We start from the raw sequence: 26,119 nt of genomic DNA on the forward strand, positions 1-26,119 counted from the left end.
GTGTACAGATTCTGCCCGTCCCCCGCCGGATTTCAACCGGAAGCCTCGGTGCGGGTACTCTGTACCGTCTGCACCGGTGTCTGCCCTGGCCACGGCATGAGCCCCCGCTCGCGGGAGCCGATTGTCAGTGGCGGCCGATACCGTTGCGTACGCATCACGACCCTCCTGCCACGGAACGACCGTGGCCGCTGAGTCCAAAGGAGGTGGGTTCCACATGCGTCACTACGAAGTGATGGTCATCCTCGACCCCGATCTCGAGGAGCGCGCTGTCTCCCCGCTGATCGAGAACTTCCTCTCCGTCGTCCGTGAGGGCAACGGAAAGGTCGAGAAGGTCGACACCTGGGGCCGTCGTCGTCTGTCCTACGAGATCAAGAAGAAGCCCGAGGGCATCTACTCGGTCATCGACCTGCAGGCCGAGCCTGCGGTCGTCAAGGAGCTCGACCGACAGATGAACCTGAACGAGTCGGTCCTCCGGACCAAGGTCCTCCGTCCCGAGATGCACTGAGCTTTCTAGCTCAGCGGCACCCGGGAATCGAGTAGCAGCAACAAGCAGCCAGCAGCAATCCCGCCGAGAGGTTCCCCCATGGCAGGCGAGACCGTCATCACGGTCGTCGGCAATCTTGTCGACGACCCCGAGCTGCGCTTCACCCCCTCCGGTGCGGCGGTCGCGAAGTTCCGTGTCGCGTCCACCCCCCGCACCTTCGACCGCCAGACGAACGAGTGGAAGGACGGCGAGAGCCTCTTCCTCACCTGCTCGGTCTGGCGTCAGGCGGCGGAGAACGTCGCGGAGTCGCTCCAGCGAGGCATGCGCGTCATCGTGCAGGGCCGGCTGAAGCAGCGGTCCTACGAGGACCGTGAGGGCATCAAGCGCACGGTCTACGAGCTGGACGTCGAGGAAGTCGGCGCCAGCCTGAAGAACGCCACGGCCAAGGTCACCAAGACCACCGGTCGAGGCGGCCAGGGCGGTTACGGCGGCGGTGGCGGCGGCCAGCAGGGCGGCGGCTGGGGCGGTGGCTCCGGCGGCGGTCAGCAGCAGGGTGGCGGCGGTGCTCCCGCCGACGACCCCTGGGCGACCGGTGCGCCGGCCGGCGGCGGCCAGCAGCAGGGCGGCGGCGGTGGCGGCTGGGGCGGAAGCTCCGGCGGCTCCGGTGGCGGCTACTCGGACGAGCCCCCCTTCTAAGCCCCAGCGCCTGAGCCTTCGGGCTTTCAGGTCTCCGGGCCGAGGGTGGGCCGTAACCCCACTTCTTGATCACACAGGAGAAACACCATGGCGAAGCCGCCTGTGCGCAAGCCTAAGAAGAAGGTCTGCGCTTTCTGCAAGGACAAGGTCACGTACGTGGACTACAAGGACACGAACATGCTGCGGAAGTTCATTTCCGACCGCGGCAAGATCCGTGCCCGCCGCGTGACCGGCAACTGCACGCAGCACCAGCGTGACGTCGCCACGGCCGTGAAGAACAGCCGTGAGATGGCGCTGCTGCCCTACACGTCCACCGCGCGATAAGGGAAGGGTGACCGACTAATGAAGATCATCCTCACCCACGAGGTCTCCGGCCTCGGCGCCGCCGGCGAGGTCGTAGACGTCAAGGACGGCTACGCCCGCAACTACCTGATCCCGCGGAACTTCGCGATCCGCTGGACCAAGGGTGGCGAGAAGGACGTCGAGCAGATCCGTCGTGCTCGCAAGATCCACGAGATCGCGACCATCGAGCAGGCCAACGAGATCAAGGCCCAGCTCGAGGGCGTCAAGGTCCGCCTGGCCGTCCGCTCCGGCGACGCCGGTCGTCTCTTCGGTTCCGTCACCCCGGCTGACATCGCTTCGGCGATCGAGGCTGCCGGTGGCCCGAAGGTCGACAAGCGCCGTGTCGAGCTGGGCGCGCCGATCAAGACCCTGGGCGCCCACGCGACGTCCGTGCGTCTGCACCCCGAGGTTGCCGCGAAGGTCAACGTCGAGGTCGTCTCCGCCTAAGCACTGCGCTTGGCAGAGCTGAAGCAATCGTTGGGCCGCACCCCCTGGGGTGCGGCCCAACGTGTTTCACGTGAAACAGCGGCAGGGTTCAGCGTGTGGCGCCCGTGACGAGCCAGCGGCCGGAGCGGGAGCGCAGCCACAGCGTCAGCATCCGGACCGCCATCATCAGCGTCATCGCTCCCCAGAGCGCGGTCAGGCCACCGCCGAAGGTCGGTACGAGCAGGGCGACGGGCGTAAAGACGGCCAACGTGACGATCATCGCCCAGGCGAGATACGGGCCGTCGCCCGCCCCCATCAGGACGCCGTCCAGAACGAAGACGATGCCGCAGATGGGCTGGGCGAGCGCGATGACGACGAGGGCGGGCAGGGCCGCGTCCTGGACGTCGCCGTCACCGGTGAAGAGCGGGATGAACACGGGCCGCGCGAGCACGACCAGCACGCCGAGGACGACTCCCGAGGCGATGCCCCACTGCACCATGCGGCGGCAGACGGCGCGTGCGCCGTCCGGATCGTCGGCGCCCAGATAGCGGCCGATGATCGCCTGGCCGGCGATGGCGATGGCGTCGAGCGCGAAGGCCAGCAAACTCCACAGGGACAGAACGATCTGGTGGGCGGCGATGTCGGCGTCACCGAGGCGGGCCGCCACCGCGGTCGCGATCATCAGGATGGCCCGCAGCGAGAGCGTCCGGACCAGGAGCGGCGCTCCGGCCTGGGCGCAGGCCCGTATTCCGGCGGCGTCGGGCCGCAGCGAGGCGCCGTGCTGCTTGGCGCCGCGGACGACGACGTAGAGGTAGACGGCGGCCATGCCGCACTGGGCGATGACGGTGCCCCAGGCGGAGCCGGCGATGCCGAGATCGGCGCCGTAGACCAGACCGACATTGAGGACGGCGTTGGCGACGAAGCCGCCGATCGCGACGTACAGCGGGGTCCTGGTGTCCTGGAGGCCGCGGAGCACACCGGTGGCGGCGAGCACGACGAGCATGGCCGGGATGCCGAGCGAGGAGATCCGCAGATAGGTGATGGCGTAGGGGGCCGCGGTGTCGGACGCGCCGAACAGCTCCACCAGGGCGGGCGCGGTGGGCAGGACCACGGCGATGACCGCGGCTCCGAGGATCAGGGCGAGCCAGATGCCGTCCATGCCCTGCCGGATGGCGGCCTGGAGGTCGCCTGCGCCGACCCTGCGGGCGACGGCGCCCGTAGTGGCGTACGCGAGGAAGACGAAGATGCTCACCGCTGTGGTGAGGAGCGCCGAGGCGACGCCGAGACCGGCGAGCTGGGCGGTGCCGAGATGCCCGACGATGGCGCTGTCGGCGAGGACGAAGAGGGGCTCGGCGACGAGCGCGCCGAAGGCGGGTACGGCGAGCGCGATGATCTCTCGGTCATGCCGTCGCCGAGCGGCCTTGGGCGCCGCGGGAGCCTGTGTCATGGGCACCAATGTAATCTTCCACAGGTAAGAGATGCAACGTTCTAGCAACCCTTACCTGAGCTGTGGTCCCACGCCTCGTCGGACGCGTTTTGCGACGATCTTGGTCCGAGTGGGAAAGTTTTTCTTCTGCACAGCCGGTGGATGGGAAAGTCGCAGGTCAGAGGTGCTTTGTCGGAGAGGCTGAGGGCTTGTTCACAGGGCTGTCCACCGGGCCGTGCACAGGTTTGGCGGAGTTCTCCACAGCATCGGGCCCGTCATCCACACCGCCTGTGGATAACCAGATTGGCTGACGGTGCCCACAGGCCTACCGTGGTCCGGCGCCCGCCTCGTCGTACGACCTCGGAAAGCCCGTAAAACCGACGCGTCAGAACCGGAGTTGGGCCCCCTTATTTGTCAGTGTCGTGCCTTAGGAAAGAGGGGCACGGCGAGGTCCGCGCGGCGGACGGGAGGAGGTGGCCCGGTGAGTATCTCCGAGCCTTTGGACGACCCCTGGGCCGACAGCGGTCCCAGTGACCGTCTGCCCGTCTCCCGCCAGCGCCGCGACGGAGGCCGGGGCCGCGACGAGCAGCACGAGCGCGGCCGTGAGGGCGGCTGGGACGGCGGAGGTTCGTCGTTCGAGCGCGTGCCCCCGCAGGATCTCGACGCGGAGCAGTCGGTGCTCGGTGGCATGCTGCTCTCCAAGGACGCCATCGCCGACGTCGTCGAGGTCCTCAAGGGCCACGACTTCTACCGCCCCGCGCACGAGACGATCTACGCCTCGATCCTCGACCTCTACGCGAAGGGCGAGCCGGCCGACCCGATCACCGTGGCGGCCGAGCTCACCAAGCGCGGTGAGATCACCAAGGTCGGCGGCGCATCGTATCTGCACACCCTGGTCCAGACGGTCCCGACGGCGGCGAACGCCGAGTACTACGCGGAGATCGTCCACGAGCGCGCCGTCCTGCGCCGGCTCGTCGAGGCCGGCACACGCATCACCCAGATGGGATACGCGGCCGACGGCGACGTCGACGAGATCGTCAACAGCGCCCAGGCCGAGATCTACGCGGTCACCGAGCAGCGCACCACCGAGGACTATCTGCCGCTCGGCGACATCATGGAGGGCGCTCTCGACGAGATCGAGGCGATCGGCTCGCGCTCGGGGGAGATGACCGGCGTGCCCACCGGTTTCACCGACCTCGACCAGCTCACCAACGGCCTGCACCCGGGCCAGATGATCATCATCGCGGCCCGGCCCGCCATGGGTAAGTCGACCCTGGCCCTGGACTTCGCGCGCGCCTGTTCGATCAAGCACAACATGCCGAGCGTGATCTTCTCGCTCGAAATGGGGCGCAACGAGATCGCGATGCGTCTGCTGTCCGCCGAGGCCCGTGTGGCCCTGCATCACATGCGCTCCGGCACCATGACGGACGAGGACTGGACGCGTCTCGCCCGGCGCATGCCGGACGTCTCGGCCGCCCCCCTCTACATCGACGACTCCCCGAACCTGTCGATGATGGAGATCCGTGCCAAGTGCCGACGCCTCAAGCAGCGCAATGACCTGAAGCTCGTCGTCATCGACTATCTCCAGCTGATGCAGTCCGGCGGTTCCAAGCGGGCCGAGAGCCGCCAGCAGGAAGTCTCGGACATGTCGCGAAACCTCAAGCTCCTGGCCAAGGAGCTGGAGCTGCCGGTGATCGCGCTCTCGCAGTTGAACCGTGGCCCCGAGCAGCGCACCGACAAGAAGCCCATGGTCTCCGACCTGCGTGAATCTGGCTCGATCGAGCAGGACGCGGACATGGTGATCCTGCTGCACCGTGAAGACGCGTACGAGAAGGAGTCGCCTCGCGCGGGCGAGGCGGACATCATCGTCGGAAAGCACCGTAACGGCCCCACGGCGACGATCACCGTCGCCTTCCAGGGTCACTACTCCCGCTTCGTGGACATGGCACAGACCTGATCCCGCACTCCCTCCTGCCCGTCTGGTTTTCCTAGGGCTCCTAGGATAGAACTAGAGGCTCAAGGAATGAGGGAGGTCGTCCATGGCGCGGGCCGGGCTGACGGCGGAGCGGGTGACGATCGCGGGCGCGGAGCTGGCGGACGACGTGGGGCTCGACCGGGTGACCATGTCGCAGGTGGCGCGGCGGCTGGGCGTGAAGGACGCGAGCCTCTACACGCACGTCCGGAGCCTGGAGGATCTGCGCGGCCGGATCGCGCTGCTCGCGGCGGACGAGAAGACCATTCGCATCGCCGAGGCGACCGCCGGGCTGGCGGGCAGGGACGCGCTAATTGCGTACGCCGACGCCTGGCGGGAGTACGCCCGTGCACATCCGGGCCGCTACGCGGCGACGCAGACCTCGATCCAGATCGACCCCGAGCTGGCCGCGAAAGCGCCCGGGCCGCGACGCGCGGTCGAGCTGACGTACGGCATGCTGCGCGGTTACGGCCTGGCCGAACCCGACCTGACCGACGCGGTCCGGTTGCTGCGCAGCACGTTCCACGGGTTCGTCGCCTTGGAGGCGGCGGGCGGATTCGCGCACGCGCGTGCGCCGCAGCAGTCCTGGGTCCGCGCGCTCGACGCCCTGCACACCCTCCTGGAGCACTGGCCTCCGTCCCAAGAACCTGCCTCCGGAGAAGGAGACTCCTCATGACCGCGCCGACCACCGGCAGCCTGCGTGTGACGGGCGCGACCCTCCACTACGAAGTGCGCGGCCAAGGCCCACTCCTGCTGCTGATTCCCGGTGGGACGGGCGGCGCGGCCTCCTTCGACGGCATCGTCGATGACCTGGCCACGGAGTACACCGTCGCGACCTACGACCCGCGCGGCATGTCCCGCAGCACGCTGGACGACCCCGAGGCCGAACAGCGCGTGGCCGACCACGCCGATGACGCGTTCCGCATGCTGGAGCTGCTGTCGCCCGCTGAACCCGCTCGCGTGCTCGGCGTCAGCTCGGGCGCGATCGTCGCCCTCCACCTGGTCACGGCTCACCCCGAACGCGTCGAACGGGTCGTGGCGCACGAGCCGCCGATGGTGGAGGTCCTGCCGGACGCTGCCGAACACCGCGCGCTCATCGCACGTGTGCGGGAGACGTTCCGTACGCAAGGGCTCATGCCGGCGATGGCCGTGTTCGCTGCGGGGCTGAAGAAGGACGACGACGCCGGTGAGCCGAAGGCCGAGAGGGAGGCCGAGGTGGAACTTCCGCCGCAAGCAGCGGCGCGGGCCGAGCAGACGATGGCCAACCTGCCGTACTTCGTCGGACGCATCGTGCCGAGCTTCATGTCCTACGCCCCGGACCTCCACCGGCTCGAGGCGCTGTCGGACCGCGTGGTGCTCGCCTGCGGTCAGGACTCGCGCGGCGAGCTACCGTACCGCCCGGCCGCACTGCTGGCCGAGCGTTTCGGCACCGAACTTCAGCTCTTCCCGGGTGGGCACACCGGTCTGACCACGCACCCGGCCGAGTTCGCCGAGTGCCTGCGGAAGGCCCTCCACACCTTCGCCCGACCCTGACTCATTCCGTCAGGGGAAGGCACTCGTCGAGCAGGCCGACGATGTCGTGCCAGGCCCGTTGCGCGTGTTGCGGGTGGTAACCGACGCCGGGGCGTACGGCCTGGTCGACCGGTGGGTGGTGGAAGGCGTGCAGGGCTCCGCCGTAGACCATGAGGCGCCAGTCGACGCCTGCGGCCTGCATTTCGGCGGCGAAGGCGTCCCGTTGCTCGGCGGGCATGATCGGATCCTCCGAACCGACCCCCGCCCAAACCGGGCAACGGATGTGCGCAGCCTCGCCCGGGCGGCCCGTGGTCAGTGCGTTGACCGTCCCGATCACGCGCAGGTCGACGCCGTCCCGACCAAGTTCCAGGGCGATTGCGCCCCCGGTGCCGTAACCGATGGCGGCGATCCGGGTGGGGTCGGTCCGGGGCTCGGCACACAGCACATCGAGTGCCGCATGGCCGATCTCCCGCATCCGGTCGGGGTCGGCGAGCAGGGGCAGCGCGTGCGCCAGCATCTCTTCCGGGTCGGTGAACCAGCGGCCGCCGTTGATGTCGAAGGCCAGTGCCACGTACCCCAGCTCGGCGAGGGCGTCGGCCCGGCGGTGCTGGAAGTCGTTCAGACCCGTCCCTTCGGGACCGATCAGGACTGCGGGCCGGCGGTCGTCTCCGGCGGGGAGGGCGAGGTGCCCGACCATCGTCAGGCCGTCGGCCGGGTATTCGACCGTGCGCGTTATAACCGTTGAGGCCGTTGTCATGGGACCGGACTGTAGTGATCGTCGAGGTGCGGGCGGGCCGATATCTTCCGTCAGCAGAAGAGTGTGGGCATCGACCCTGGGGCGGGGATCATGGAGGGCTCTGCTGTGAGGTCCTGGCTGATCAGAAGGCGCTGAGTCCGGTGAGTTCGCAAGACAGGTTCCAAAGCCGGACTGCCACTCCTCGCGGGGGGATGTGGCGCTGCGGAAGTGCGGGTCCGATGGGACAGGGGCCGGGTACGGGTGGATGTGGACTGGCTCCTGCCTACGAGCAGCACCCGCGTGACGGGATGGCCGCCGGGCTCTGGTCGCCCTCGCCGCTCACACTCCCGCGTCGCGATTCGTCGGTGCAGTGACGGACCACCACGACGCCACTGCGGCAGACAGCGGCGCCGGGCAGACGCTTGAGGAGAAAACTCAATGCAGGCTCGTATGCAGCACCCCGCCATGCTCATCCCTGAGGCCATGAAGGCCTTGCTGGTCCTGTCGAAGGTCGTCAGGAAGCAAGGTCTGCCCCAGGCGACCGTCGAGCTGGTGCAGCTGCGCGTGAGCCAGATCAACGGAAGCAGCGTCTGCGTGGCGGGCAACGCACGCAGTGCCGCAGCGGCGGGTGCCACCATGGAGCAGCGCTCAGCGGTGGCCGCCTGGCGGCACACTCCCTGCTTCACCGATGCCGAACGCTCCGCCCTCGCCCTCGCGGAGGCCGCGACCCGCCTCGCCGACCGGCCCGACCCGGTGCCGGCGGCGGTCTGGGACGAGGCCGCGAAGTACTTCACCGAGCGGGAACTTGCGGCGCTCGTCCTCGCCATCGGAGCGGCCAACATGTTCAACCGGATCAACATCATGACGCGACGGGTCGCAGGGGCAGAGCCCTGGGAGTCCTGACGGGCAGGCACCGTCGAATTGGCTCGACGCACGCGCTTCTCCCAGGTGAACTGGTCCCATGACGACACCCCATGAAGAGCTGCTCCCTTCCACCCGCCGAGCCCTGCTGCACCGCGTCGCCACCGCGCAGGCGGAGGGCCGGACCCCGTCACTGGTCGCCGCGGTGGCCCGGGACGGTGAGTTGGTGTGGAGCGGCGGCCGCAGCATGGTGGACGGGCACGAGCCGGACGAGAACGTGCAGTACCGCATCGGATCGATCACCAAGACCTTCACCGCCGTCCTGGTCATGCGGTTGCGCGATGAGGGTGTGCTGGACCTCGGCGACCCGCTGGAGAAGCACCTGCCGGGCACCGGCGCGGGGGAGGCCACGATCGCCGAACTCCTCGCGCACACCGGCGGGCTGGCGGCCGAGACCCCCGGCGAATGGTGGGAGCGCACACCAGGATCGACCCGCCCGGAGCTCACCGACGTCCTCGGGGACGAGCCCTTCAAGCACCCCGTCGGCCGACGCTTCCACTACTCCAACCCCGGCTATACGCTGCTCGGTTCGCTGGTCGAGACCCTGCGGGGCGCTCCGTGGGAGGAAGTGCTCCACCGCGAAGTGCTGGAGCCGCTGGGGTTGAGTCGCACGAGTACTCAGCCGCAGGACCCGCACGCCGGTGGTTGGGCCGTGCATCCCTGGGCGGACGTGATGATGCCGGAGCCCGTCGAGGACCTGGGGCTGATGGCTCCGGCCGGTCAGCTGTGGTCCACGACGGCGGATCTGGTGCGCTTCGGATCCTTCCTGGTGAAGGGCGACGACCGGGTTCTCGGCGTGGATTCCGTCCGCGAGATGCGGACGCCGTCAGCTCCGCTGCCCACGGGGGAATGGGACAGGGCGTACGGCCTGGGTGTGGATCTGCTGCGGTGGGAGAGGGGCGGCCTGGCCGGGCACGGAGGGTCGCTGCCCGGCTTCCTCGCTGCCCTGTGGGTGAGCGAGGCGGACGGTATCGCCGCGGTCGCGCTCGCCAACTGCACGTCGGGGCCCCCGGTGGCGGCGCTGGCCGTGGACCTGCTGAAGATCGTGGCCGACGCGGAGCCGCGCATCCCGGAGCCGTGGCGGCCGCTCCCCGAAGTCGATGAGAAGGTACTGGAGTTGGCGGGTCCCTGGTACTGGGGGACTCAGGTGCTGGTGCTCCGCCTGACGGCCGACGGCGGGGTGGAGATCGGACCGCTGTCCGGGTGGGGGCGCCAGGCCCGCTTCCGGCCCAACGGCGACGGCACGTGGACGGGGCTCAACGGGTACTACGCCGGTGAGCTGTTGCAGGCGGTACGGCGGCCGGACGGCTCGGTGAGCCACCTCGACCTGGGCTCATTCGTCTTCACACGCAAGCCGTACGACGAGGGAACGCCGGTGCCGGGTGGGGTGGACCCGCAGGGGTGGCGCGGCTTCTAGTTCTTGGCGGTACGAGGGCCTGTTTCACGTGAAACAGCGAGGGTTTCACGCCAGACAGCGAGCGTTTCACGTGAAACAGGCCTCTGCATCACCCAGCAAGAACGGCCTCAGAGCCGCAGCGTGAATTCCACTCAGAGTTGCAGCTTGAAGCCCACGTGCGAGGCCGAGAAGCCGAGCCGCTCGTAGAAGCGGTGGGCGTCGGTGCGGGTGGCGTCGGAGGTCAGCTGCACCAACTGGCAGCCCTGGCGCCGGGATTCGTCGACGGCCCACTCGATGAACCGTGTACCGAGGCCGCTGCCGCGCTCGTCGGCGTGGACACGCACTCCCTCGATGATCGACCGGGTGGCGCCCTTCCGGGAGAGTCCCGGAATGATCGTGAGCTGGAGTGTGCCGACGACGCGTCCTTGGCGCTCGGCGACGACCAGGTGCTGGTTCGGATCGTCGGCCAGCCGCTCGAACGCCGTCACGTACGGGGCGAGGTCGTCCGGCGACTCACGCGTGGCGCCCAGGGGGTCATCGGCGAGCATGCCCACGATGGCGGGCAAATCCGCGGCGACAGCAGGGCGTATCTCAAGATCTCCCATGGCCGCACCCTATGCCCATCGCCGCCGCCGATTTCTATGGGATCAACTCTTGTGGAGGCCGTGCAGAGACCATGCGTAGGCCACGGCCCGCGGCCTCAGGCCGGTACGCGCAGTGTCTCGACGGCCTTGACCAGCGGAGCGAGCTCGGGATTCCGGGCGGCCTCGTCGAGCGCCTCCCGGAGGGCGGCGTCGTTGGTGGGACGTGCCTCGGCGAGCAGCGCGGCGCCGGCCTCGCTGACGTCTGTGTAGATGCCGCGGCGGTCGGTGGGGCACAGGTAGCGGGACAGCAGGCCGCGCTCCTCGAGCCGGGTCACCAGGCGGGTGGTCGCGCTCTGGCTGAGCACCACGGCGTCGGCGACCTGCTTCATCTGTAGATGGCCCCCTTCGCCGTCGTGCTGGCGGTTGAGGACGTCGAGAAGGCTGTACTCCCGCACGCTGAGGTCGTGCTTGGTCTGGAGGGCGCGCTCGACGTGAGCCTCGATCTTCCCGTGGAGCAAGGAGAGGGCGCACCAGCTTTGGGCGAGCGCGGTGAGTGCGGGGTCGGTCGCGGTCATGGCTCTTGTTCCTCCGTCCCGGAGCGGCTGCACCCAGGGTAATCCACAGGTGCAATATCCAGCGGTTGCAAGTATCCAGCGTCTGCAACTATTGTGGACGCACGTTAAGCGCACCTGCAACCGTTTGGAAGGTAGATCCATGCCTCTCGCGCTTCTGGCCCTCGCGATCGGGGCCTTCGGAATCGGGACCACCGAGTTCGTGATCATGGGGCTGCTTCCCGAGGTCGCGGGTGACTTCGGTGTCTCCATTCCCACCGCCGGCTTCCTCGTGACCGGCTACGCCCTCGGCGTCGTGCTCGGCGCTCCCTTGATGACCGCCCTCGGCACCCGCATCCCGCGCAAGCGAATGCTGATGCTGCTGATGGGCCTCTTCGTCGTCGGCAACCTGCTGTCCGCCGTGGCGCCGGTCTTCGGCGTGATGCTGGCCGGCCGCGTCGTCGCCTCACTCGCCCACGGCGCCTTCTTCGGCATCGGCTCGGTCGTCGCGGCCGAACTGGTCGCTCCCGAGAAGAAGGCGGGCGCGATCGCCATGATGTTCTCGGGCCTCACCGTGGCCAACGTGGTCGGTGTTCCGCTCGGCACACTCGTCGGCCAGGCCATCGGCTGGCGCATCACCTTCGTGATCGTCGCTGCCCTCGGCGTCCTCGGCCTCTTCGGCATCGCCAAGCTCGTGCCTGACCTGCCCAAGCCCGAAGGCGTGCGGCTGCGCGACGAGGTGGGTGCCTTCCGCAACGTACAGGTGCTGCTCGCCATGGCGATGACGGTCCTGGGCTTCGGCGGTGTCTTCGCGGCCATCACCTACATCACGCCGATGATGACGGACGTCGCCGGTTACGCGGACTCCTCCGTCACCTGGCTGCTCGTCCTCTTCGGGCTCGGCATGGTCGGCGGCAACCTCGTCGGGGGACGGTTCGCGGACCGTGCGCTGATGCCCATGCTGTACGTGGCACTGGGCGCCCTCGCCCTTGTGCTCGGCCTGTTCACGCTCACCGCGCACAACAAGATCGCGGCCGCCGTGACCGTCCTGCTGATCGGCGCGCTGGGCTTCGCGACCGTGCCGCCCCTCCAGAAGCGGGTCCTGGACTACGCATCCGGCGCCCCGACGCTCGCCTCCGCGGTCAACATCGGCGCCTTCAACCTGGGCAACGCGCTGTCGGCCTGGCTCGGTGGCCTCGTCATCTCCGCAGGCCTCGGCTACACCGCCCCGAACTGGGTCGGTGCGGTGCTCGCCGCTTCCGCCCTCGTCCTGGCCCTCGTCTCGGCCGCCCTGGAGCGCCGCTCCGGAGGCCCGAGCCTGGTCGTGACAGGCGCGGCACCGGTGGAGCAGCGCACGCCCGTCCACCACTGAGGGCCCCCGGCTCCCCTCCCGGGTCGCTCCTCACACCCAGCCACTCCTCTTCACCCCCAGCACCACCCGCAAGGAGAAAACCTCATGAGCACCACCCAGACCCCCACCGCTGTCGCCCCGCTCACCATCGAGGACGCCGAGGCCCTCGTCACCACGGCCCGCCGTGCGGCCGAGGAGGCCGGCGTCACCGTCAGCGTCACCGTCCTCGACGCGGGAGGCCACCTCCTCGCCTTCCGGCGCGACGACCGGGCCGTGCTGATCTCCGGGGAGACCAGCACCCGCAAGGCGTACACGGCCCTCCAGCTGAACGCCCCGACCGCCGACCTCGTCGACGCGGTCCAGCCCGGTGGGCTCTTCCACACCCTGCCCACCGCCCTCGACCGTCCGCTGCTCTTCATCGCGGGCGGTGTGCCGGTCCACCGCGACGGCCGCCTGATCGGCGCCATCGGCGTGGGCGGCGGCGCCCCGCAGCAGGACCACGGCTTCGCCACGGCAGCCGTCGAGGCCCTCACCCAGGCGTAAGGCGCGTAACGCACGCACATGCAAGATGCGTACGGAAAGGCCCGCCCCGGGTGACCCGGGGCGGGCCTTCGCTCGTCGGCCGTATCAGCCCGCCGCGACCGTCAGCGGTGCGAAGCGGCGAGTCCAGTCGCCGGGCAGTTCCGGTGTGCCGTACGCCATCACGGCGTTGAAGGCGATGGACTCGAGGCCGTTCTCCTTCACCCACGCCAGGAGTCCGGTGTGCCGTACGTCGATGTCGGTGCGCAGCGGGCGGTCGCTACCGGCGCCGAGCGAGGCGATGAGGGCCTTCGCGGTCTCGGTGTCCCGTGCGACGAGCGGGCCCACGACGTGGGTCTCCATGTTGGGCCAGGCTCCCGCGTAGCCGATGATCTCGCCGTCGGCCTCCGCGACCCGCAGCTGGTCGGTGAAGGCGGGGAGCCGGGTGATCACATGCATGCGGTCATGGCCGAACACCTCGGTGTCGAGCCGGAGGATGGTGCTGAGGTCCTCCGCGGTGGCCGGCCTGGTGGCGATGTCGGGCACGGGTCCCCCCGCGGTGAAGCGCCCCTTGACCATCTCGGCCCGGCCGATCACCTTGAAGCCGAGCTGCTCGTAGAGCGGGCGACCCGTGGGTGTCGCGTGGAGGGTCAGCGGGGTGGTGGCCGCCTGCTCGATGGCGTACTGCATCAGTCGGCGGCCGATGCCCCGGCGGGCGTACCGCTCGGCGACGAGGACCATGCCGATCGCCGCGAGGGCGGGGCGCTGGAGAGGGCCGTACTGGGTCACTACATAGACAGCGATGAGGCTGTCGCCGTCGGGGTCGTCGATGCCGTAACCCGTTCCGGCCGACAGCAGCAGACCCCACTTGTGTTCTTCACGAGGCCAGCCCCGGTCCTCGGACAGATCGGCGCAGGCCTTGAGGTCGCGGGGGGTCAGTCGGCGGATGGGCAGTGCGGAGAGGGAAGGTGTCGACACGCGGGTCAGGCTGTCTGACGTACAACCTCGGCGTCCACCCGTTTGTGGGCAGAAGCACGTTCCTTTTGGACACCTCGTCGCCGACTGAGGTGGGTAGGCCCCGGAGAAAGCGGCAGGAAGGACGACCACGTTTCACGTGAAACACGGTGCCGCGCAGAGCATCGAGGGGTACCCGAGGGCTGGACCAGCCATGGGTACTAGCCTCGGCCCCCATGGCACGCCTACACCTCTTCGACCTGGACGGGACGCTGCTGCACGGCACGGCGGCCCCTGTGGAGATATCGCGACAGCTCGGCCTGGACGCCGAGATCGCCGAGCTGGAGCGGGAGTTCGTGGCAGGGCACATCGGCTCCCCGGAGTACGCGGTGCGCGTGCACGCGTTGTGGGCGGAGCTCACCGAGGCGCAGGTGTCGGCGGCCTTCGACGGGGCGCCCTGGCTCTCCGGTATCCAGGAGACCTGGGCCGAGATCCGGGAGGGCGGTGACTACTGCGCGGTGGTGTCCCTCTCGCCGTCGTTCTTCGTGGAGCGGCTCATCGGGTGGGGCGCACATGCCGCACATGGTTCGCGGTTTCCCGCCGTTCCGTTCACCCAGCCCGTCGATCCGACGGGCATTCTCAACGCGGCGGCCAAGGTGAAGATCGCGGACCGGCTCTGTGAAGAGTTCGGGGTAGGGCGGAGCGATTGCGTAGCGTACGGCGACTCGCTTTCCGACCTGGAGTTGTTCGGCGCAGTGCCTGTTTCTGTGGCGATCAACGCGGATCAACGGCTGGTGAGCCTCGCCACCCACTCCTATGTCGGGCGGGATCTGCGTAAGGCGTACGAATTGGTCCGGCACGCCGGTAACTGAGGCAATTGGCAGGCAGAGCCGATGAATTCCGGGCCCAGGGGAGAGGGGCTTGTGCGTCCGGCCGCTGCCGGTATGGTCGATCAAGGTCCGTGCCGGTGCGTCTCTGCGCACTCGGGGGGTACGCGCGCAGGTAAATGAAGCCTAACGGGGCAGAGAGATCGAGAGCCCGTACTTCTTGTTATGCGGTCGGCGCGGTGACGGCGAATGGGATGCTGCGGCTGCGGTGAGGCGGCTGCGGGCAATGTCACATTCTCAACCTACTTGTCCGTAGGGTCCGGGTGTACGGGGTTCAATGTGGCCGTATCGGCCATCGAGGCAGAGCGGGGAACACAGGCAGCTTCCGGCAGGAAGTGCGCAGACCGACCGAGAGATGTTCGAGGCGAGGCACAGCATGGACGCTCCGACCACCGCGTCGGCGGATGACGGTACTTCCGACGGCGAGGGGGGCTGGTTCACCCCGCGCAGGCCGTCGAAGCGGCCGGACGAGCGAATATCCGAAGCCCCGGCTCCCCAAGCGGTGATCCCGGAGGTTCCCGCCCCGGAGATCCCGGCAACCCAGGCCTCGACCCCGGAGAAGCAGGCACCCCAGGCCGCGACTACGGAGACCTCAGCCCCTCAGGCCCAGAACACCGCGCCCCCGATCTCCGCCCAGAAGACGAAGCCTCCGCAGGCCGCGTCCCCCGACGCCGTCCTGGTGCAGCGCACGATGGCCGAAATAGGCCCCGTCGCCGACCAGGTCACCTCGTACTTCTACGCGCTCCTCTTCACCCGGCACCCGGACCTCCGCGCTCTCTTCCCCGCGGCGATGGACGTCCAGCGGGACCGGATCCTCAAGGCACTGCTGACCGCGGCCGAGCACATCGACCACACCGACGTCCTCGTCTCGTATCTGAAGAATCTCGGACGCGGACACCGCAAGTACGGCACCCGGCCCGAGCACTATCCGGCCGTCGGCGAGTGCCTGATCGGCGCGCTGAGTCGGTACGCGGGCACCGGCTGGGACGACGAGACCGAGGCCGCCTGGGTCCGGACGTACACGACGATCTCCCAGGTCATGATCGACGCCGCCGCGGAGGACGAACTGCGCGCCCCCGCCTGGTGGTTCGGTGAGGTCGTATCGCACGACCTGAGAACCCCGGACATCGCGGTCGTCACCGTCCGGCCCGACCAGCCGTACCCCTTCCTCGCCGGGCAGTACACCAGCCTGGAGACGCCCTGGTGGCCGCGGGTCTGGCGGCACTACTCCTTCGCATCGGCCCCCCGCTCCGACGGGCTGCTGTCCTTCCACGTCAAGGCCGTCCCGGCCGGCTGGGTGTCCAACGCCCTCGTGCACCACGCCCGCCCCGGTGACATCCTGCGGCTCGGCCCGCCCACCGGCTCGATGACCGTCGACCACACCACCGACAGCGGTCTGCTCTGTCTGGGCGGCGGCACGGGCATCGCACCCATCAAGGCGCTCGTCGAGGACGTCGCCGAGCACGGCAGGCGGCGCCCCGTCGAGGTCTTCTACGGCGCACGCACCGATAACGACCTGTACGACATCGACACGATGCTGCGGCTGCAGCAGTCCCACGCCTGGCTGTCCGTCCGCCCCATCGTGGACCAGCGGGCACAACTGCCGGACGCCGTGCGCGAGTACGGTCCGTGGAACGAGTACGACGCGTATCTCTCGGGCCCGCCCGGCATGATCCGCAACGGAGTGGACGCCCTGCGGGACGTCGGCATCCCGGAGGGCCGGATCCGCCACGACTCCGTCGAGGAACTGGTGGGGTCGGACTAGGCGGTCCCTAGCCCAGATCGGGTGCGTGCATCGCGCGTACACCCTCGATGTTGCCGTCCAGATAATGCCGGAGCGACAGCGGTACGAGATGGACCGAGGCGATGCCGACCCGGGTGAAGGGCACGTGCACGATCTCGTACTCGCCGCACGGCTCCTCGATTTCGGGGCCGTGCCGCAGACCGGGGTCCATGGACTCCAGTCGGCAGACGAAGAAGTGCTGCACCTTCACGCCGGTCGAGCCGTCCTCGGCGATGTGTTCCAGGGTGTCGACGAAACAGGGCACGACATCGGTGATCTTGGCGCCAAGCTCCTCATGGACCTCACGGTGCAGCGCGTCGACGACGGAGGCGTCCTCCGCCTCCACGCCACCGCCAGGGGTGACCCAGTACGGATCGACACCGGGTTTGGTGCGCTTGATCAGGATCAGGTCGTCGCCGTCCAGCAGGACGGCGCGTGCGGTGCGCTTGACCACGGGTCGGACGGTCATGGGGGAAATGTGGCCCGGACTGTTCCACGTGAAACATCGTGAAGCTGCCGCGCCCCCCATCAAGCCCAGCCGGTGGCGGCGCGCAACAGCCACTCGTGTGCCCGCGCGATGTGCGGCATGGCGAGTGTCCCGGTGCGCACCGCCAAGAAGTACGTGCGCAGAGGAGGCACCGCAGGGTCGAGGAGCGCCACGACGTCGCCGCGGTCCAGGGCCTCAGCGCACAAATAGCGGGGCAGTACGGCGAGGCCCGCGCCCGAGACCACGCAGGAGAGGACGGCGCGCAGGTCCGGCACGATGACGGCACCCGACGCCACGGGGCGGTCGTCAAAGACAGCGGCCCAGTAGCGCGAGACGAACGGCAGCGACTCATGAACCTCGACCACCGGAAGGTCTTCCAGTGGCAGCGACGCCCGGCGGCACGGCCTGCCGGGGGCGAGACGGGCCGCCCAGCGCTCCCCCGCCACCAGGACGTGCTCCTCGTCGCAGAGCGCCGTCGAGGTGAGCAGCGGTCCGCGCGGCCGGGCCGTGGTGATGGCCAGGTCGTGGTGCCCGGCGGCGAGCCCCTCCAGCACCTCCTCGGCGGTGCCGAAGGAGACGCGCAGTGCATGACTGCGGCCCTCCTGGCCGCTCAGCGCGGTGAGTGCGGGCAGAGCGCGTTCCGCGGTGAACTCGGGTGGGCCGGCGAGGTGCAGAGTGCGTACCGACGAGTCCTCGTCCAGTCCGGCCTCAGCGATCTCCATGAGGGCGTCCAGATGGGGTGCGGCCTTGTGGGCGAGCTCATCGCCCATGGTCGTGGGGGTCACGCCACGTGCCTGGCGCAGGAAGAGCGGCCGCCCCAACTGCCGTTCCAGCGATCGGATCTGTGAGGTGACAGCGGGCTGCGACAGCCCGAGCAACGCCGCCGCACGCGTGAAGGAACCGGCCCGGTGCACCGTCACGAAGGTGCGCAGCAGGGCCAGGTCCATGGCGACGTCCCTCCCCTTCGTGCCCCCAGGGCCCGGCCAACTATAAATATGTCGATAGGAATCTGTCGCTACTGTGATTGGACACTGACACAGAGTCAACTAGCCTTGTTGGCGCGGTTCCCAGCGCGCGGGACCGGAACGGTCCGAGCCAAGAGGGGGGAGGCTCGGACCGTTCGTTGTACGTAGCCGGAGTGCAGCCTTGTCGCACGGGAGGCGTGCTGCGGGGCTCGTGTCGGGCGAGGTCAGCCCGTCGAGCCGGCCGACTCGTCCAGCGCACGCAGCACATCCGCCACGAGGTCGTCGGTGTCCTCGGCGCCCGCGGAGAAGCGGATGAAACCTTCCGCAACGGCGTCCCCGCCCCATCGCCCGCGGCGCTCGGCAGTGGACCGCACGCCGCCGAAGCTCGTCGCGTCGTCGACCAGGTGCAGGGCTTCGAGGAAACGCTCGGCACGCGCGCGTGTGGGCAGCGTGAAGGAGACCACGCACCCGAAGCGCCGCATCTGCCGCGAGGCGACCATGTACGACGGGTCGTCGGGCAGCCCGGGATAGCGCAGCCCCGACACCTCGGAGCGGCCTCGCAGCGCCTCGGCGAGGGCCAGGGCGTTCGTGTTCTGCCGGTCGGCGCGCAGTTGCAGTGTGGCCAGCGAGCGGTGTGCGAGCCAGGCCTCCATCGGCCCCGGGATCGCACCGACGATCTTGCGCCAGCGCCGTACGGAAGCGATCAGCTCCGCGTCGAGGCCGGCCACGTACCCGAGGAGGATGTCACCGTGGCCCGTGAGCATCTTGGTGCCGCTGGCCACCGTGAAGTCGGCGCCCAGTTCGAGGGGGCGCTGGCCGAGCGGCGTCGCCAGGGTGTTGTCGACCGCCACCAGCACGCCACGCGCGTGGGCCGCGTCGGCGAGCCGCCGGACGTCGCACACGTCGAGCCCGGGGTTGGACGGCGTCTCGATCCACAGCAGCTTCGCGCCGTCCAGGACGTCGAGCTGGGCGTCCTCGCCGGTCGGAGCGGTGCGCACCTCGATGCCGTACGCCGTGAGCTGTTCACGGACGAGGGGGAGGACTTGGTAGCCGTCATCAGGCAGGACGACCGCGTCACCGGCACGCAGCTGCGAGAACAGCACCGCCGAGATCGCGGCCATGCCGGAGGCGAAGACCAGCGTTTCGACGTCCGCGCCGGAGTCCGGGGCTTCGAGCTCGCCGATCGCGCGCTCCAGGTGCGTCCAGGTGGGGTTCTCGTCGCGGCCGTAGGCGTAACCGCCCGTCGGGTCGCCCGGCAGGTGGAAGTGCGCGGCGAAGACCGGGCCGGGCAGCGTCGGCTCGTGCTTCACCGGCTCGGGGAGCCCGACCCGGACCGCGCGCGTACCGTCGCCGATGCCCGACGAGGCGCCCCGGACGCCCTCCGAGCCGTCGCCCACAGGCCTGCCTATAGGTCCTGGTTCCGTCATGCCGCCCGCCTTTCCACTGCTGCACCTACAGGGCCGAGCAGGCCTGGGCCCGCCGCCTCCACCATTCTCGGCCACACCCGGAAGCTGTCGGTCAGTCCTTGTCGTCGGGGAGCACGACGTTCAGGGCCCAGGAGACGATCGAGATGATCAGGCCGCCCAGAACGGCGGTCCAGAAGCCCTCCACGTGGAAGCTGACGTCGAGTTTGTCGGCCAGCCACGAGGTGAGCAGCAGCATCAGGGCGTTGACCACGAGGGTGATCAGGCCGAGCGTCAGGATGAACAGCGGGAGGGTGAGGACCTTCACCACCGGCTTGACCAGGAAGTTCACCAGACCGAAGAGCAGGGCGACGACGATGAGCGTGCCCACCTTCTTGCCCGTGCTGTCGCCGGTCAGGGTGATCTTGTCGAGCACCCACACGGCGACGGCCAAGGCCGCGGCGTTGGCGATCGTCTTGACTACGAAATTCTTCATGTGTCTGATCGTGGCAGACATGGGCCGGGAAAGGTCGGCTCACAAGCGAGGGGTGTACGAGGGCGATGAAGGCATTCCGACTGGACGAGCTGGAGGCGGAGCGCGCCGCCAATGACGGCGCTTACCTGCAGTTCCTGCGTGAGCGGAACATGTCGGTCGGGCTGTACGCGCTCAATGCCGGGGAGGCCGACCCGCAGCAGCCGCACGGGCAGGACGAGGTGTACATGGTCGTCAGCGGCCGGGCCTCGATCACCGTCGGCATGGAGACCACGCAGGTGGCGCGGGGCAGTGTCGTCTATGTGCCGGCCGGTGTCGCCCACAAGTTCCACCACATCAGCGAGGACCTGCGTGTGCTCGTCGTCTTCTCTCCTCCGGAGGCCTGACTCCCACCGGGGACGGCTGACTCCCACCGCAGGCTGACCTCTTCAGGGCTGCGACCTCGGGGTTCTCTCAGGGTCGGATCAGGGGAGGACAAGGGGTCCGAGGCCTCCGCGGAGGCCTTCGGCGCCCTAGCATCGAATGCGAGAAGCCAGGAACCTGCGGAGTTTTTTCAGGTACCGCACCGATGCGAAGAGCGCGGAAGTGCGGACAGAGCGGAGAGAGGTAAGGACGATGGCGGCGAAGGAGATCTTTGCGGGAATGCCGTGGTGGGTGAAGTGGGTGGCCGTGCCGGTCATCGCACTCGTCGTGTTCGGCAGCGTGATAGCGACCGTTGTCGGATTCGTGGTCGGGCTGCTCTTCAAGGCGCTGCTCTTCGTGGCGCTGGTCGGTGGGCTCATCTATGTCGTACGGAAGTTCATATCCGGCTCCTCGTCATCGCGCACCGACTGGTGAATTCACGCAACGGTTCCCCCGACCGGGGGAAGTTTCCCGGTCGGACGGCATAGGGCGATGGCCGAGGATTAGAGTCCGGAATCCGCCGCGGGGCTCGACCTCCGCGGAACGGGCGCACGCTGAACAGGCGCACGCTTAGGGAGCGAACCTTGGCCGCGGTCGACCCCACCCCTTCACCGGTTGACGACTCCACAGACACCACAGAAGCCAAAGAGTCCGCTGACACCGCTGACACCGCTGACACCGCAGAGACGGCCCCCGGAGCCGTCGGGCCGACCCTCATCGGCTCCGTGCAGCGGGCGATGCGACTGCTGGAAGCCGCCGCCTCCCACCAAAGCGGTGCCCCCGCCAAACAGTTGGCACGTGAGGCCGGGCTCGCGCTTCCCACCGCGTACCACCTGTTGCGCACCCTGACCCACGAGGGCTATCTGTGCCGGGAGAAGGGGCTGTTCGTACTGGGCGAGGCAGCCGAGCGGCTGAGCGGCAGCGGAGCGCAGCAGAACCGGCGCGGAAGGATCGACGACTCCCTGGCGCACTGGCGCGACACCATCGGCGTCCCCGTGTACTTCGCCGTCTACCGGGAGGGCGAGATCGATGTCGTGGCCGTCGCCGACACCCCGAGCAATCCCGCTGTGGAGGAGTGGGCGGACTTCCGGGAGACAGGACATGCCCACGCGATCGGTCAGTGCCTCCTCGGCCAGCTCGACGACGAGGCGCGGCAGGACCACCTCGACCGCTATCCGGTGCGGTCGATCACGCGCTACTCGGTCCGGGACGACCGCACGTTCAAGCGACGGCTCGAGTCGAGGGAGCGGATGCGGCCCGTCGTGGAGCGCCAGGAGTACGCCCTCGGAACGGTCTGCGCGGCGATCCCGATCACAGCGGGTGACACCGCGGCGACCATGGCCATTTCTGTTCCATCCAGCCAATCCGACCGGCTGCTGCCCGCAGCCCAGAAGTTGCAACGGGAGGTCGGAAAGCTACTAGGGACACTCGCCTTCTCTATCAGCATCTGAAAACTCACTCCTTGTGATGTGATGCACACGTTGAGCAAGATGCCGGTGATGTCAGGGAGTTGGTCCCTGGCGAGTTGATGGAGAAGCGACGGGGTAGCGCGCGATGGGCGAAGCGGTACAGGCAGAGGTCATGATGAGCTTCCTCGTTTCCGAGGAGCTGTCGTTCCGTATCCCGGTGGAGCTGCGCTACGAGATCGACGATCCCTATGCCGTGCGGCTGACGTTCCACCTGCCGGGGGACACACCGGTGACCTGGGCCTTCGGGCGGGAGCTGCTGATCGTCGGGGTGGGGAAGCCGTGCGGGGACGGGGACGTGCGGGTGGAGCCGACCGATTCCGATGTCCTCGCCGAGGCCCTGATCAGGCTTCAGGTCGGGGAGGACCGGGCGCTGTTCCGGGTGGGCATTCCACCGCTGCTCGCCTTCCTCGACCGCACGGCCAAGTTGGTGCCGGTCGGGCAGGAGCGGGCGCTCGCCGACTTCGAGACGCATCTAGACGAGGCACTCGACCGGATCCTCGCGGAGGAGCAGAACGCGGGCTGATCCGGGTTCGTCAAGAAGCGAAGGCCCGCAGGCACTTTGGTGCATTTCACGGCATCGACAGCCTCCATGGCCTCCCCGACCTTCCCGACCTCCCCGACCTCCCTGACCTCCCCGACCTCCTCGACTTCGACCGCAGCCGAGGCCACCGACCGGCCTCCCCGTCACCGCTTGCGGCGGCGCCCCTTCCCGCCGCGGGAAGGCCGAGCCCCGCTCCCACGGCCCGCGCCCCCGACGCCGGCAGTAATAGCACCACCGACACCACCACCGACAACGCCACCAGTACCACCACCAGCAGCACCCCGCCCGCCCCCGGGCGTGCGGTCCGCCGAGACGACCAGGGCGGCCAGCGCGGTCGTCACCGGTACCGAGGCGACCAAGCCGATCGAGCCGATCAGGGTGCGCACGATCTCCTCGGCGACCAACTCGCTGTTGGCCACCGTGCCCACGCTGGACTGGGCGATCGAGAAGAGCAGCAGCAGGGGCAGCGCGGCGCCCGCGTAGGCGAGGACGAGGGTGTTGACGACGGAGGCGATGTGGTCGCGGCCGATGCGGATGCCCGCGCGGTACAGGCCGCGCCAGCCCATCGTCGGGTTGGCCTGGTGCAGTTCCCAGACCGCGGAGGTCTGGGTGACCGTGACGTCGTCGAGTACGCCGAGCGAGCCGATGATGACGCCCGCGAGCAGGAGACCGCTCATGTCGATGGACGGGTACAGGCCGTGAATGAGGCCGGTGTTGTCGTCCGTGTTGCCGGTGAGAGCGGCCCAGCCGATGAAGAGCGAGCCGAGCAGCCCGATCAGCAGGAGGGAGATGAGCGTGCCGAGTACCGCGACGGATGTGCGGGCCGTGAGGCCGTGGCAGAGATAGAGCGCGATCAGCATGATGGCGCTCGCCCCGATCACCGCCACCACCAGCGGATTCGAGCCCTGGAGGATCGCCGGCAGGATGAAGAACGTGAGCACCATGAAGCTGATGGCGAGCGCGACCAGGGCCATCACGCCGCGCAGCCGTCCCACCACGACGACGGCGAGCGCGAAGATGCCGGCGAGCAGCGCCATCGGGATCTTGCGGTTCACGTCGGTGACGGAGTACTGGAGTCCTTCGGGTGCCTTGGGCTCGTAGGCGACCACCACCTCCTGGCCCTGGCGCAGTTGCCGGGGCGAGTCCGGCTGGATGATCTCGGTGAAGGTGCGGCCCTTGTCCTTGCCGCTGCTCACCTCGATCGTCGCCTTCTTGCAGGTGCCCTTGGCCCGGCTCTGCGCGGACTGGCCCTCCGGGGTGGAGGTGTCGCCGGTCGGCGGGGGCTGTGAGGGGCTGAGCTCCTTGCAGGGCAGCTCCTGCACCTTCGTCACCTTCGCCGACTGCGTCTGCCGGTCGAAACCGACGCCGGTCCGCTCATGCGAGGGCGTGCCGCCGGGCCAGAGCACCACGAGCCCCACGAGGACCGCGGTGGCGAAGGGGATCAGGACCGCGGCGATGACCTTGCGCAGGTGTTTCGAGACGGGCGCGGCAGGGCCGTGACTGTGGGAATGCCCGTGTCCGTGCCCGGACCCATGCCCGTGCCCGGACCCATGTCCGTGCCCCTCCGGAGGCATCCCGGAGGAGGGCGGTTGTGGGGGCGGCGGAGGCGGCGGCTGTGTGGTGGTCACTGACCGATCATCGCAAGAACGGAGGGGGCCCTCTGTTCAGCGCGGCCGACATGACGCTAGCGTGGAGCCACCTTTGCAATCGCGGGAGCTCGGAGCACCGGGCTGAGAGGGCGCTGACCTCCGTACGAAACGGCACGAAGAGTGCACGAAACGTACGGGATTCGCTGCGTCGACCGCCGAACCTGTTACCGGGTAATGCCGGCGTAGGGAGTAGGTCTCATGACCACATCGGACGCACGCACGCCTGCCTCGACGCAGAACAATCAGAACAACTACGCCCAGAACGACCAGAACGACCAGAAAAACCAGGTCGAGGGCGGCGAGGCCGGGAAGTCCATCGGCTGGCACAAGGCGTATGTCGAGGGTTCGCGCCCCGACCTGCGCGTGCCGGTCCGCCAGGTGCACCTCACCAACGGCAAGGCCGTGACCCTGTACGACACTTCGGGCCCGTACACCGACCCGTCGGCCGAGACCGACGTCCGCCGCGGCCTGCCGCCGCTGCGGGAGAACTGGATCATCGCCCGCGGCGACACCGAGGAGTACGTGGGCCGCCCGCCCCGCCCCGAGGACGACGGCATCAAGCACACCTCGCCCCGCGGCGGACTGAAGAACCTCGACGCGGTCTTCCCCGGCCGCCCCCGCCAGCCGCGCCGGGGCCGCCAGGGGCAGGCGGTGACGCAGCTGGCGTACGCGCGCCGCGGCGAGATCACGCCCGAGATGGAGTTCATCGGGATCCGCGAGAACATGGACCCGGAGATCGTCCGGGAGGAGGTCGCCGCCGGCCGCGCGGTGATCCCCGCCAACGTCAACCACCCGGAGATCGAGCCGATGATCATCGGCAAGAAGTTCCTGGTGAAGGTGAACGCCAACATCGGCAACTCCGCGGTCACCTCCTCCATCGAGGAGGAGGTGGACAAGATGACCTGGGCGACCCAGTGGGGCGCCGACACGGTCATGGACCTCTCCACCGGCCGCAACATCCACACCACCCGCGAGTGGGTCCTGCGCAACTCCCCCGTGCCGATCGGCACCGTGCCGCTCTACCAGGCCCTGGAGAAGGTCGACGGCAAGGCCGAGGAGTTGACCTGGGAGATCTACAAGGACACGGTCATCGAGCAGGCCGAGCAGGGCGTGGACTACATGACGGTGCACGCGGGCGTACGGCTTCCGTACGTTCCGCTCACCGCGCGCCGCAAGACCGGCATCGTCTCGCGCGGCGGTTCGATCATGGCCGCCTGGTGTCTCGCTCACCACAAGGAGAGCTTCCTCTACGAGCACTTCGAGGAGCTCTGCGAGATCCTCGCGGCGTACGACGTGACGTATTCGCTCGGCGACGGCCTGCGGCCCGGCTCGATCGCGGACGCCAACGACGAGGCGCAGTTCGCCGAGTTGCGCACCCTCGGGGAACTCAACACGATCGCCAAGCGTCACAACGTACAGACGATGATCGAGGGCCCCGGTCACGTCCCGATGCACAAGATCAAGGAGAACATCGACCTCCAGCAGGAAATCTGCGAGGAGGCGCCGTTCTACACGCTCGGCCCGCTGACCACCGACATCGCGCCCGCCTACGACCACATCACCTCCGGCATCGGCGCCGCGATGATCGGCTGGTGGGGCACGGCCATGCTCTGCTACGTCACACCCAAGGAGCACCTGGGCCTGCCCAACCGCGACGACGTGAAGACCGGTGTCATCACGTACAAGATCGCGGCGCACGCGGCGGACCTGGCCAAGGGGCACCCCGGCGCCCAAGACTGGGACGACGCGCTCTCGGACGCGCGCTTCGAGTTCCGTTGGGAGGACCAGTTCAATCTGGCGCTCGACCCGGTCACGGCACGGGAGTTCCACGACGAGACGCTGCCGGCCGAGCCCGCGAAGACGGCACACTTCTGCTCGATGTGCGGGCCGAAGTTCTGCTCGATGAAGATCTCCCAGGACATCCGTCGCCAGCACGGCGGTGATCTGGACTCGGACGACATCGCGGCGGGCATGGAGCAGAAGTCCAAGGAGTTCGCGGCGGCGGGCAACCGGGTCTATCTGCCGATCGCCGACTGAACCGCTTGAGCAAGGCCGTGTGCCGACTTCGGCCGCGCCGGTCACGGCCCTGCTCCCGCGTGCGCACTCGTGCCGTTTATCGGTTGTCGCGTGACGTCGTGGGCGGCCCCGTCCGTGCGGACGGGGCAGTCGC

Annotated in this window: 28 protein-coding genes; 18 read left to right on the plus strand and 10 right to left on the minus strand. The window is 68.9% G+C overall.

Features of this window, described 5'->3' with window-relative positions:
- Window positions 1-214 precede the first annotated feature (214 nt).
- The 4 genes from rpsF (at window position 215) to rplI (ending at window position 1,969) form a co-directional block, all read left to right on the plus strand.
- Entirely contained in the window at window positions 215-505 is a 291-nt protein-coding gene (gene rpsF / locus ACZ4Z4_RS31865; RefSeq protein ID WP_016644628.1) for a 30S ribosomal protein S6, read from the plus strand.
- Between the two features lie 78 nt (window positions 506-583).
- Window positions 584-1,180, plus strand: a complete 597-nt coding sequence (locus tag ACZ4Z4_RS31870; protein WP_150169892.1) for a single-stranded DNA-binding protein — start codon at window positions 584-586, stop codon at window positions 1,178-1,180.
- 87 nt (window positions 1,181-1,267) lie between these two features.
- Complete coding sequence (gene rpsR / locus ACZ4Z4_RS31875) at window positions 1,268-1,504, plus strand: 30S ribosomal protein S18 (protein WP_003949403.1); 237 nt, start codon at window positions 1,268-1,270, stop codon at window positions 1,502-1,504.
- A gap of 18 nt (window positions 1,505-1,522) precedes the next feature.
- The gene (gene rplI, locus ACZ4Z4_RS31880) at window positions 1,523-1,969 is read left to right on the plus strand and encodes a 50S ribosomal protein L9 (protein WP_150185080.1); all 447 of its coding nucleotides are present in this window, start codon (window positions 1,523-1,525) and stop codon (window positions 1,967-1,969) included.
- Between the two features lie 88 nt (window positions 1,970-2,057).
- Here the strand turns inward: rplI and ACZ4Z4_RS31885 are convergent, their stop codons facing one another.
- A complete protein-coding gene (locus ACZ4Z4_RS31885) occupies window positions 2,058-3,395 on the minus strand; it encodes an MATE family efflux transporter (protein WP_468335072.1) in 1,338 nt (445 codons plus the stop codon).
- Window positions 3,396-3,855: 460 nt separating this feature from the next.
- Here ACZ4Z4_RS31885 and dnaB point away from each other — a divergent pair, with 460 nt between their 5' ends.
- The 3 genes from dnaB (at window position 3,856) to ACZ4Z4_RS31900 (ending at window position 6,879) form a co-directional block, all read left to right on the plus strand.
- On the plus strand, window positions 3,856-5,331 hold the full coding sequence (gene dnaB / locus ACZ4Z4_RS31890) for a replicative DNA helicase (RefSeq protein WP_030780096.1): 1,476 nt from the start codon (window positions 3,856-3,858) through the stop codon (window positions 5,329-5,331).
- 82 nt (window positions 5,332-5,413) lie between these two features.
- Entirely contained in the window at window positions 5,414-6,022 is a 609-nt protein-coding gene (locus ACZ4Z4_RS31895) for a TetR/AcrR family transcriptional regulator (protein WP_468335075.1), read from the plus strand.
- The gene (locus tag ACZ4Z4_RS31900) at window positions 6,019-6,879 is read left to right on the plus strand and encodes an alpha/beta fold hydrolase (RefSeq protein WP_468335078.1); all 861 of its coding nucleotides are present in this window, start codon (window positions 6,019-6,021) and stop codon (window positions 6,877-6,879) included. Before ACZ4Z4_RS31895 ends, ACZ4Z4_RS31900 begins: the two co-directional genes overlap by 4 nt.
- Before the next feature lies 1 nt (window position 6,880).
- Here the strand turns inward: ACZ4Z4_RS31900 and ACZ4Z4_RS31905 are convergent, their stop codons facing one another.
- Complete coding sequence (locus ACZ4Z4_RS31905) at window positions 6,881-7,615, minus strand: dienelactone hydrolase family protein (RefSeq protein ID WP_468335080.1); 735 nt, start codon at window positions 7,613-7,615, stop codon at window positions 6,881-6,883.
- Between the two features lie 417 nt (window positions 7,616-8,032).
- Here ACZ4Z4_RS31905 and ACZ4Z4_RS31910 point away from each other — a divergent pair, with 417 nt between their 5' ends.
- Window positions 8,033-8,497, plus strand: a complete 465-nt coding sequence (locus ACZ4Z4_RS31910; RefSeq protein WP_468335083.1) for a carboxymuconolactone decarboxylase family protein — start codon at window positions 8,033-8,035, stop codon at window positions 8,495-8,497.
- Window positions 8,498-8,555: 58 nt separating this feature from the next.
- Entirely contained in the window at window positions 8,556-9,932 is a 1,377-nt protein-coding gene (locus ACZ4Z4_RS31915) for a serine hydrolase domain-containing protein (RefSeq protein ID WP_468335086.1), read from the plus strand.
- A gap of 131 nt (window positions 9,933-10,063) precedes the next feature.
- On the opposite strand, the gene ACZ4Z4_RS31920 is transcribed toward ACZ4Z4_RS31915, so the two are convergent.
- The gene (locus ACZ4Z4_RS31920) at window positions 10,064-10,516 is read right to left on the minus strand and encodes a GNAT family N-acetyltransferase (RefSeq protein ID WP_468335089.1); all 453 of its coding nucleotides are present in this window, start codon (window positions 10,514-10,516) and stop codon (window positions 10,064-10,066) included.
- Window positions 10,517-10,611: 95 nt separating this feature from the next.
- Window positions 10,612-11,070, minus strand: coding sequence for a MarR family winged helix-turn-helix transcriptional regulator (locus tag ACZ4Z4_RS31925; protein WP_468335092.1), 459 nt, complete (start codon window positions 11,068-11,070; stop codon window positions 10,612-10,614).
- Between the two features lie 139 nt (window positions 11,071-11,209).
- On the opposite strand from ACZ4Z4_RS31925, the gene ACZ4Z4_RS31930 reads away from it, so the two are divergent.
- Window positions 11,210-12,418 carry an MFS transporter gene (locus ACZ4Z4_RS31930; protein ID WP_468335096.1) on the plus strand — a complete coding sequence of 403 codons (1,209 nt, stop codon included), beginning with the start codon at window positions 11,210-11,212 and terminating at the stop codon, window positions 12,416-12,418.
- An 84-nt stretch (window positions 12,419-12,502) separates the two neighbouring features.
- Window positions 12,503-12,940, plus strand: a complete 438-nt coding sequence (locus ACZ4Z4_RS31935) for a GlcG/HbpS family heme-binding protein (protein ID WP_468335099.1) — start codon at window positions 12,503-12,505, stop codon at window positions 12,938-12,940.
- Between the two features lie 84 nt (window positions 12,941-13,024).
- On the opposite strand, the gene ACZ4Z4_RS31940 is transcribed toward ACZ4Z4_RS31935, so the two are convergent.
- Window positions 13,025-13,894, minus strand: coding sequence for a GNAT family N-acetyltransferase (locus ACZ4Z4_RS31940; RefSeq protein WP_468335103.1), 870 nt, complete (start codon window positions 13,892-13,894; stop codon window positions 13,025-13,027).
- 212 nt (window positions 13,895-14,106) lie between these two features.
- Between ACZ4Z4_RS31940 and ACZ4Z4_RS31945 the strand changes: the two genes are divergently transcribed.
- Together ACZ4Z4_RS31945 and ACZ4Z4_RS31950 are read left to right on the plus strand one after the other, a co-directional pair.
- Window positions 14,107-14,742 (plus strand): HAD family hydrolase, encoded by a 636-nt coding sequence (locus ACZ4Z4_RS31945; protein ID WP_468335106.1) that lies wholly within the window; start codon window positions 14,107-14,109, stop codon window positions 14,740-14,742.
- A 370-nt stretch (window positions 14,743-15,112) separates the two neighbouring features.
- The gene (locus ACZ4Z4_RS31950; protein ID WP_468335109.1) at window positions 15,113-16,522 is read left to right on the plus strand and encodes a globin domain-containing protein; all 1,410 of its coding nucleotides are present in this window, start codon (window positions 15,113-15,115) and stop codon (window positions 16,520-16,522) included.
- A 7-nt stretch (window positions 16,523-16,529) separates the two neighbouring features.
- Here ACZ4Z4_RS31950 and ACZ4Z4_RS31955 read toward each other — a convergent pair whose 3' ends face one another.
- The 4 genes from ACZ4Z4_RS31955 to ACZ4Z4_RS31970 all read right to left on the minus strand — a co-directional run bounded on the left by ACZ4Z4_RS31955 (window position 16,530) and on the right by ACZ4Z4_RS31970 (window position 19,891).
- Window positions 16,530-17,009: an NUDIX domain-containing protein gene (locus tag ACZ4Z4_RS31955; RefSeq protein WP_468335112.1), complete on the minus strand. Its 480-nt coding sequence runs from the start codon at window positions 17,007-17,009 to the stop codon at window positions 16,530-16,532.
- 59 nt (window positions 17,010-17,068) lie between these two features.
- On the minus strand, window positions 17,069-17,974 hold the full coding sequence (locus tag ACZ4Z4_RS31960; RefSeq protein WP_468335114.1) for a LysR family transcriptional regulator: 906 nt from the start codon (window positions 17,972-17,974) through the stop codon (window positions 17,069-17,071).
- A 242-nt stretch (window positions 17,975-18,216) separates the two neighbouring features.
- The gene (locus ACZ4Z4_RS31965; RefSeq protein ID WP_468335117.1) at window positions 18,217-19,419 is read right to left on the minus strand and encodes a cystathionine gamma-lyase; all 1,203 of its coding nucleotides are present in this window, start codon (window positions 19,417-19,419) and stop codon (window positions 18,217-18,219) included.
- 91 nt (window positions 19,420-19,510) lie between these two features.
- Window positions 19,511-19,891, minus strand: coding sequence for a phage holin family protein (locus ACZ4Z4_RS31970; RefSeq protein ID WP_468335120.1), 381 nt, complete (start codon window positions 19,889-19,891; stop codon window positions 19,511-19,513).
- Window positions 19,892-19,956: 65 nt separating this feature from the next.
- On the opposite strand from ACZ4Z4_RS31970, the gene ACZ4Z4_RS31975 reads away from it, so the two are divergent.
- The 4 genes from ACZ4Z4_RS31975 (at window position 19,957) to ACZ4Z4_RS31990 (ending at window position 22,282) form a co-directional block, all read left to right on the plus strand.
- Window positions 19,957-20,274: a cupin domain-containing protein gene (locus ACZ4Z4_RS31975; RefSeq protein WP_362338708.1), complete on the plus strand. Its 318-nt coding sequence runs from the start codon at window positions 19,957-19,959 to the stop codon at window positions 20,272-20,274.
- 229 nt (window positions 20,275-20,503) lie between these two features.
- Window positions 20,504-20,725 carry a DUF5326 family protein gene (locus ACZ4Z4_RS31980; RefSeq protein ID WP_361719010.1) on the plus strand — a complete coding sequence of 74 codons (222 nt, stop codon included), beginning with the start codon at window positions 20,504-20,506 and terminating at the stop codon, window positions 20,723-20,725.
- 302 nt (window positions 20,726-21,027) lie between these two features.
- Window positions 21,028-21,741: an IclR family transcriptional regulator gene (locus tag ACZ4Z4_RS31985; RefSeq protein WP_468335551.1), complete on the plus strand. Its 714-nt coding sequence runs from the start codon at window positions 21,028-21,030 to the stop codon at window positions 21,739-21,741.
- A 103-nt stretch (window positions 21,742-21,844) separates the two neighbouring features.
- Window positions 21,845-22,282: an SsgA family sporulation/cell division regulator gene (locus tag ACZ4Z4_RS31990; RefSeq protein ID WP_468335123.1), complete on the plus strand. Its 438-nt coding sequence runs from the start codon at window positions 21,845-21,847 to the stop codon at window positions 22,280-22,282.
- Window positions 22,283-22,443: 161 nt separating this feature from the next.
- Here the strand turns inward: ACZ4Z4_RS31990 and ACZ4Z4_RS31995 are convergent, their stop codons facing one another.
- Window positions 22,444-23,928: a YibE/F family protein gene (locus ACZ4Z4_RS31995; protein WP_468335126.1), complete on the minus strand. Its 1,485-nt coding sequence runs from the start codon at window positions 23,926-23,928 to the stop codon at window positions 22,444-22,446.
- Window positions 23,929-24,147: 219 nt separating this feature from the next.
- Here ACZ4Z4_RS31995 and thiC point away from each other — a divergent pair, with 219 nt between their 5' ends.
- The gene (gene thiC, locus ACZ4Z4_RS32000; protein ID WP_468335129.1) at window positions 24,148-25,986 is read left to right on the plus strand and encodes a phosphomethylpyrimidine synthase ThiC; all 1,839 of its coding nucleotides are present in this window, start codon (window positions 24,148-24,150) and stop codon (window positions 25,984-25,986) included.
- The last annotated feature ends 133 nt before the right edge of the window (window positions 25,987-26,119 follow it).

It is taken from the genome of Streptomyces sp. NPDC030245 (assembly GCF_055572995.1).

Bases quoted from the DNA above. Each gene is read 5' to 3' on its own strand.
- ACZ4Z4_RS31920 (WP_468335089.1), bottom strand. From the start codon at position 10,516: ATGGGAGATCTTGAGATACGCCCTGCTGTCGCCGCGGATTTGCCCGCC.
- rpsR (WP_003949403.1), top strand. From the start codon at position 1,268: ATGGCGAAGCCGCCTGTGCGCAAGCCTAAGAAGAAGGTCTGCGCTTTC.
- ACZ4Z4_RS31950 (WP_468335109.1), top strand. From the start codon at position 15,113: ATGTTCGAGGCGAGGCACAGCATGGACGCTCCGACCACCGCGTCGGCG.
- ACZ4Z4_RS31990 (WP_468335123.1), top strand. From the start codon at position 21,845: ATGGGCGAAGCGGTACAGGCAGAGGTCATGATGAGCTTCCTCGTTTCC.
- ACZ4Z4_RS31955 (WP_468335112.1), bottom strand. From the start codon at position 17,009: ATGACCGTCCGACCCGTGGTCAAGCGCACCGCACGCGCCGTCCTGCTG.
- ACZ4Z4_RS31870 (WP_150169892.1), top strand. From the start codon at position 584: ATGGCAGGCGAGACCGTCATCACGGTCGTCGGCAATCTTGTCGACGAC.
- ACZ4Z4_RS31975 (WP_362338708.1), top strand. From the start codon at position 19,957: ATGAAGGCATTCCGACTGGACGAGCTGGAGGCGGAGCGCGCCGCCAAT.
- rplI (WP_150185080.1), top strand. From the start codon at position 1,523: ATGAAGATCATCCTCACCCACGAGGTCTCCGGCCTCGGCGCCGCCGGC.
- ACZ4Z4_RS31935 (WP_468335099.1), top strand. From the start codon at position 12,503: ATGAGCACCACCCAGACCCCCACCGCTGTCGCCCCGCTCACCATCGAG.
- ACZ4Z4_RS31910 (WP_468335083.1), top strand. From the start codon at position 8,033: ATGCAGGCTCGTATGCAGCACCCCGCCATGCTCATCCCTGAGGCCATG.
- ACZ4Z4_RS31945 (WP_468335106.1), top strand. From the start codon at position 14,107: ATGGCACGCCTACACCTCTTCGACCTGGACGGGACGCTGCTGCACGGC.
- ACZ4Z4_RS31895 (WP_468335075.1), top strand. From the start codon at position 5,414: ATGGCGCGGGCCGGGCTGACGGCGGAGCGGGTGACGATCGCGGGCGCG.
- rpsF (WP_016644628.1), top strand. From the start codon at position 215: ATGCGTCACTACGAAGTGATGGTCATCCTCGACCCCGATCTCGAGGAG.
- ACZ4Z4_RS31905 (WP_468335080.1), bottom strand. From the start codon at position 7,615: ATGACAACGGCCTCAACGGTTATAACGCGCACGGTCGAATACCCGGCC.
- ACZ4Z4_RS31925 (WP_468335092.1), bottom strand. From the start codon at position 11,070: ATGACCGCGACCGACCCCGCACTCACCGCGCTCGCCCAAAGCTGGTGC.
- ACZ4Z4_RS31980 (WP_361719010.1), top strand. From the start codon at position 20,504: ATGGCGGCGAAGGAGATCTTTGCGGGAATGCCGTGGTGGGTGAAGTGG.
- ACZ4Z4_RS31985 (WP_468335551.1), top strand. From the start codon at position 21,028: ATGCGACTGCTGGAAGCCGCCGCCTCCCACCAAAGCGGTGCCCCCGCC.
- ACZ4Z4_RS31965 (WP_468335117.1), bottom strand. From the start codon at position 19,419: ATGACGGAACCAGGACCTATAGGCAGGCCTGTGGGCGACGGCTCGGAG.
- ACZ4Z4_RS31900 (WP_468335078.1), top strand. From the start codon at position 6,019: ATGACCGCGCCGACCACCGGCAGCCTGCGTGTGACGGGCGCGACCCTC.
- ACZ4Z4_RS31970 (WP_468335120.1), bottom strand. From the start codon at position 19,891: ATGAAGAATTTCGTAGTCAAGACGATCGCCAACGCCGCGGCCTTGGCC.
- thiC (WP_468335129.1), top strand. From the start codon at position 24,148: ATGACCACATCGGACGCACGCACGCCTGCCTCGACGCAGAACAATCAG.
- ACZ4Z4_RS31915 (WP_468335086.1), top strand. From the start codon at position 8,556: ATGACGACACCCCATGAAGAGCTGCTCCCTTCCACCCGCCGAGCCCTG.
- ACZ4Z4_RS31885 (WP_468335072.1), bottom strand. From the start codon at position 3,395: ATGACACAGGCTCCCGCGGCGCCCAAGGCCGCTCGGCGACGGCATGAC.
- ACZ4Z4_RS31960 (WP_468335114.1), bottom strand. From the start codon at position 17,974: ATGGACCTGGCCCTGCTGCGCACCTTCGTGACGGTGCACCGGGCCGGT.
- ACZ4Z4_RS31930 (WP_468335096.1), top strand. From the start codon at position 11,210: ATGCCTCTCGCGCTTCTGGCCCTCGCGATCGGGGCCTTCGGAATCGGG.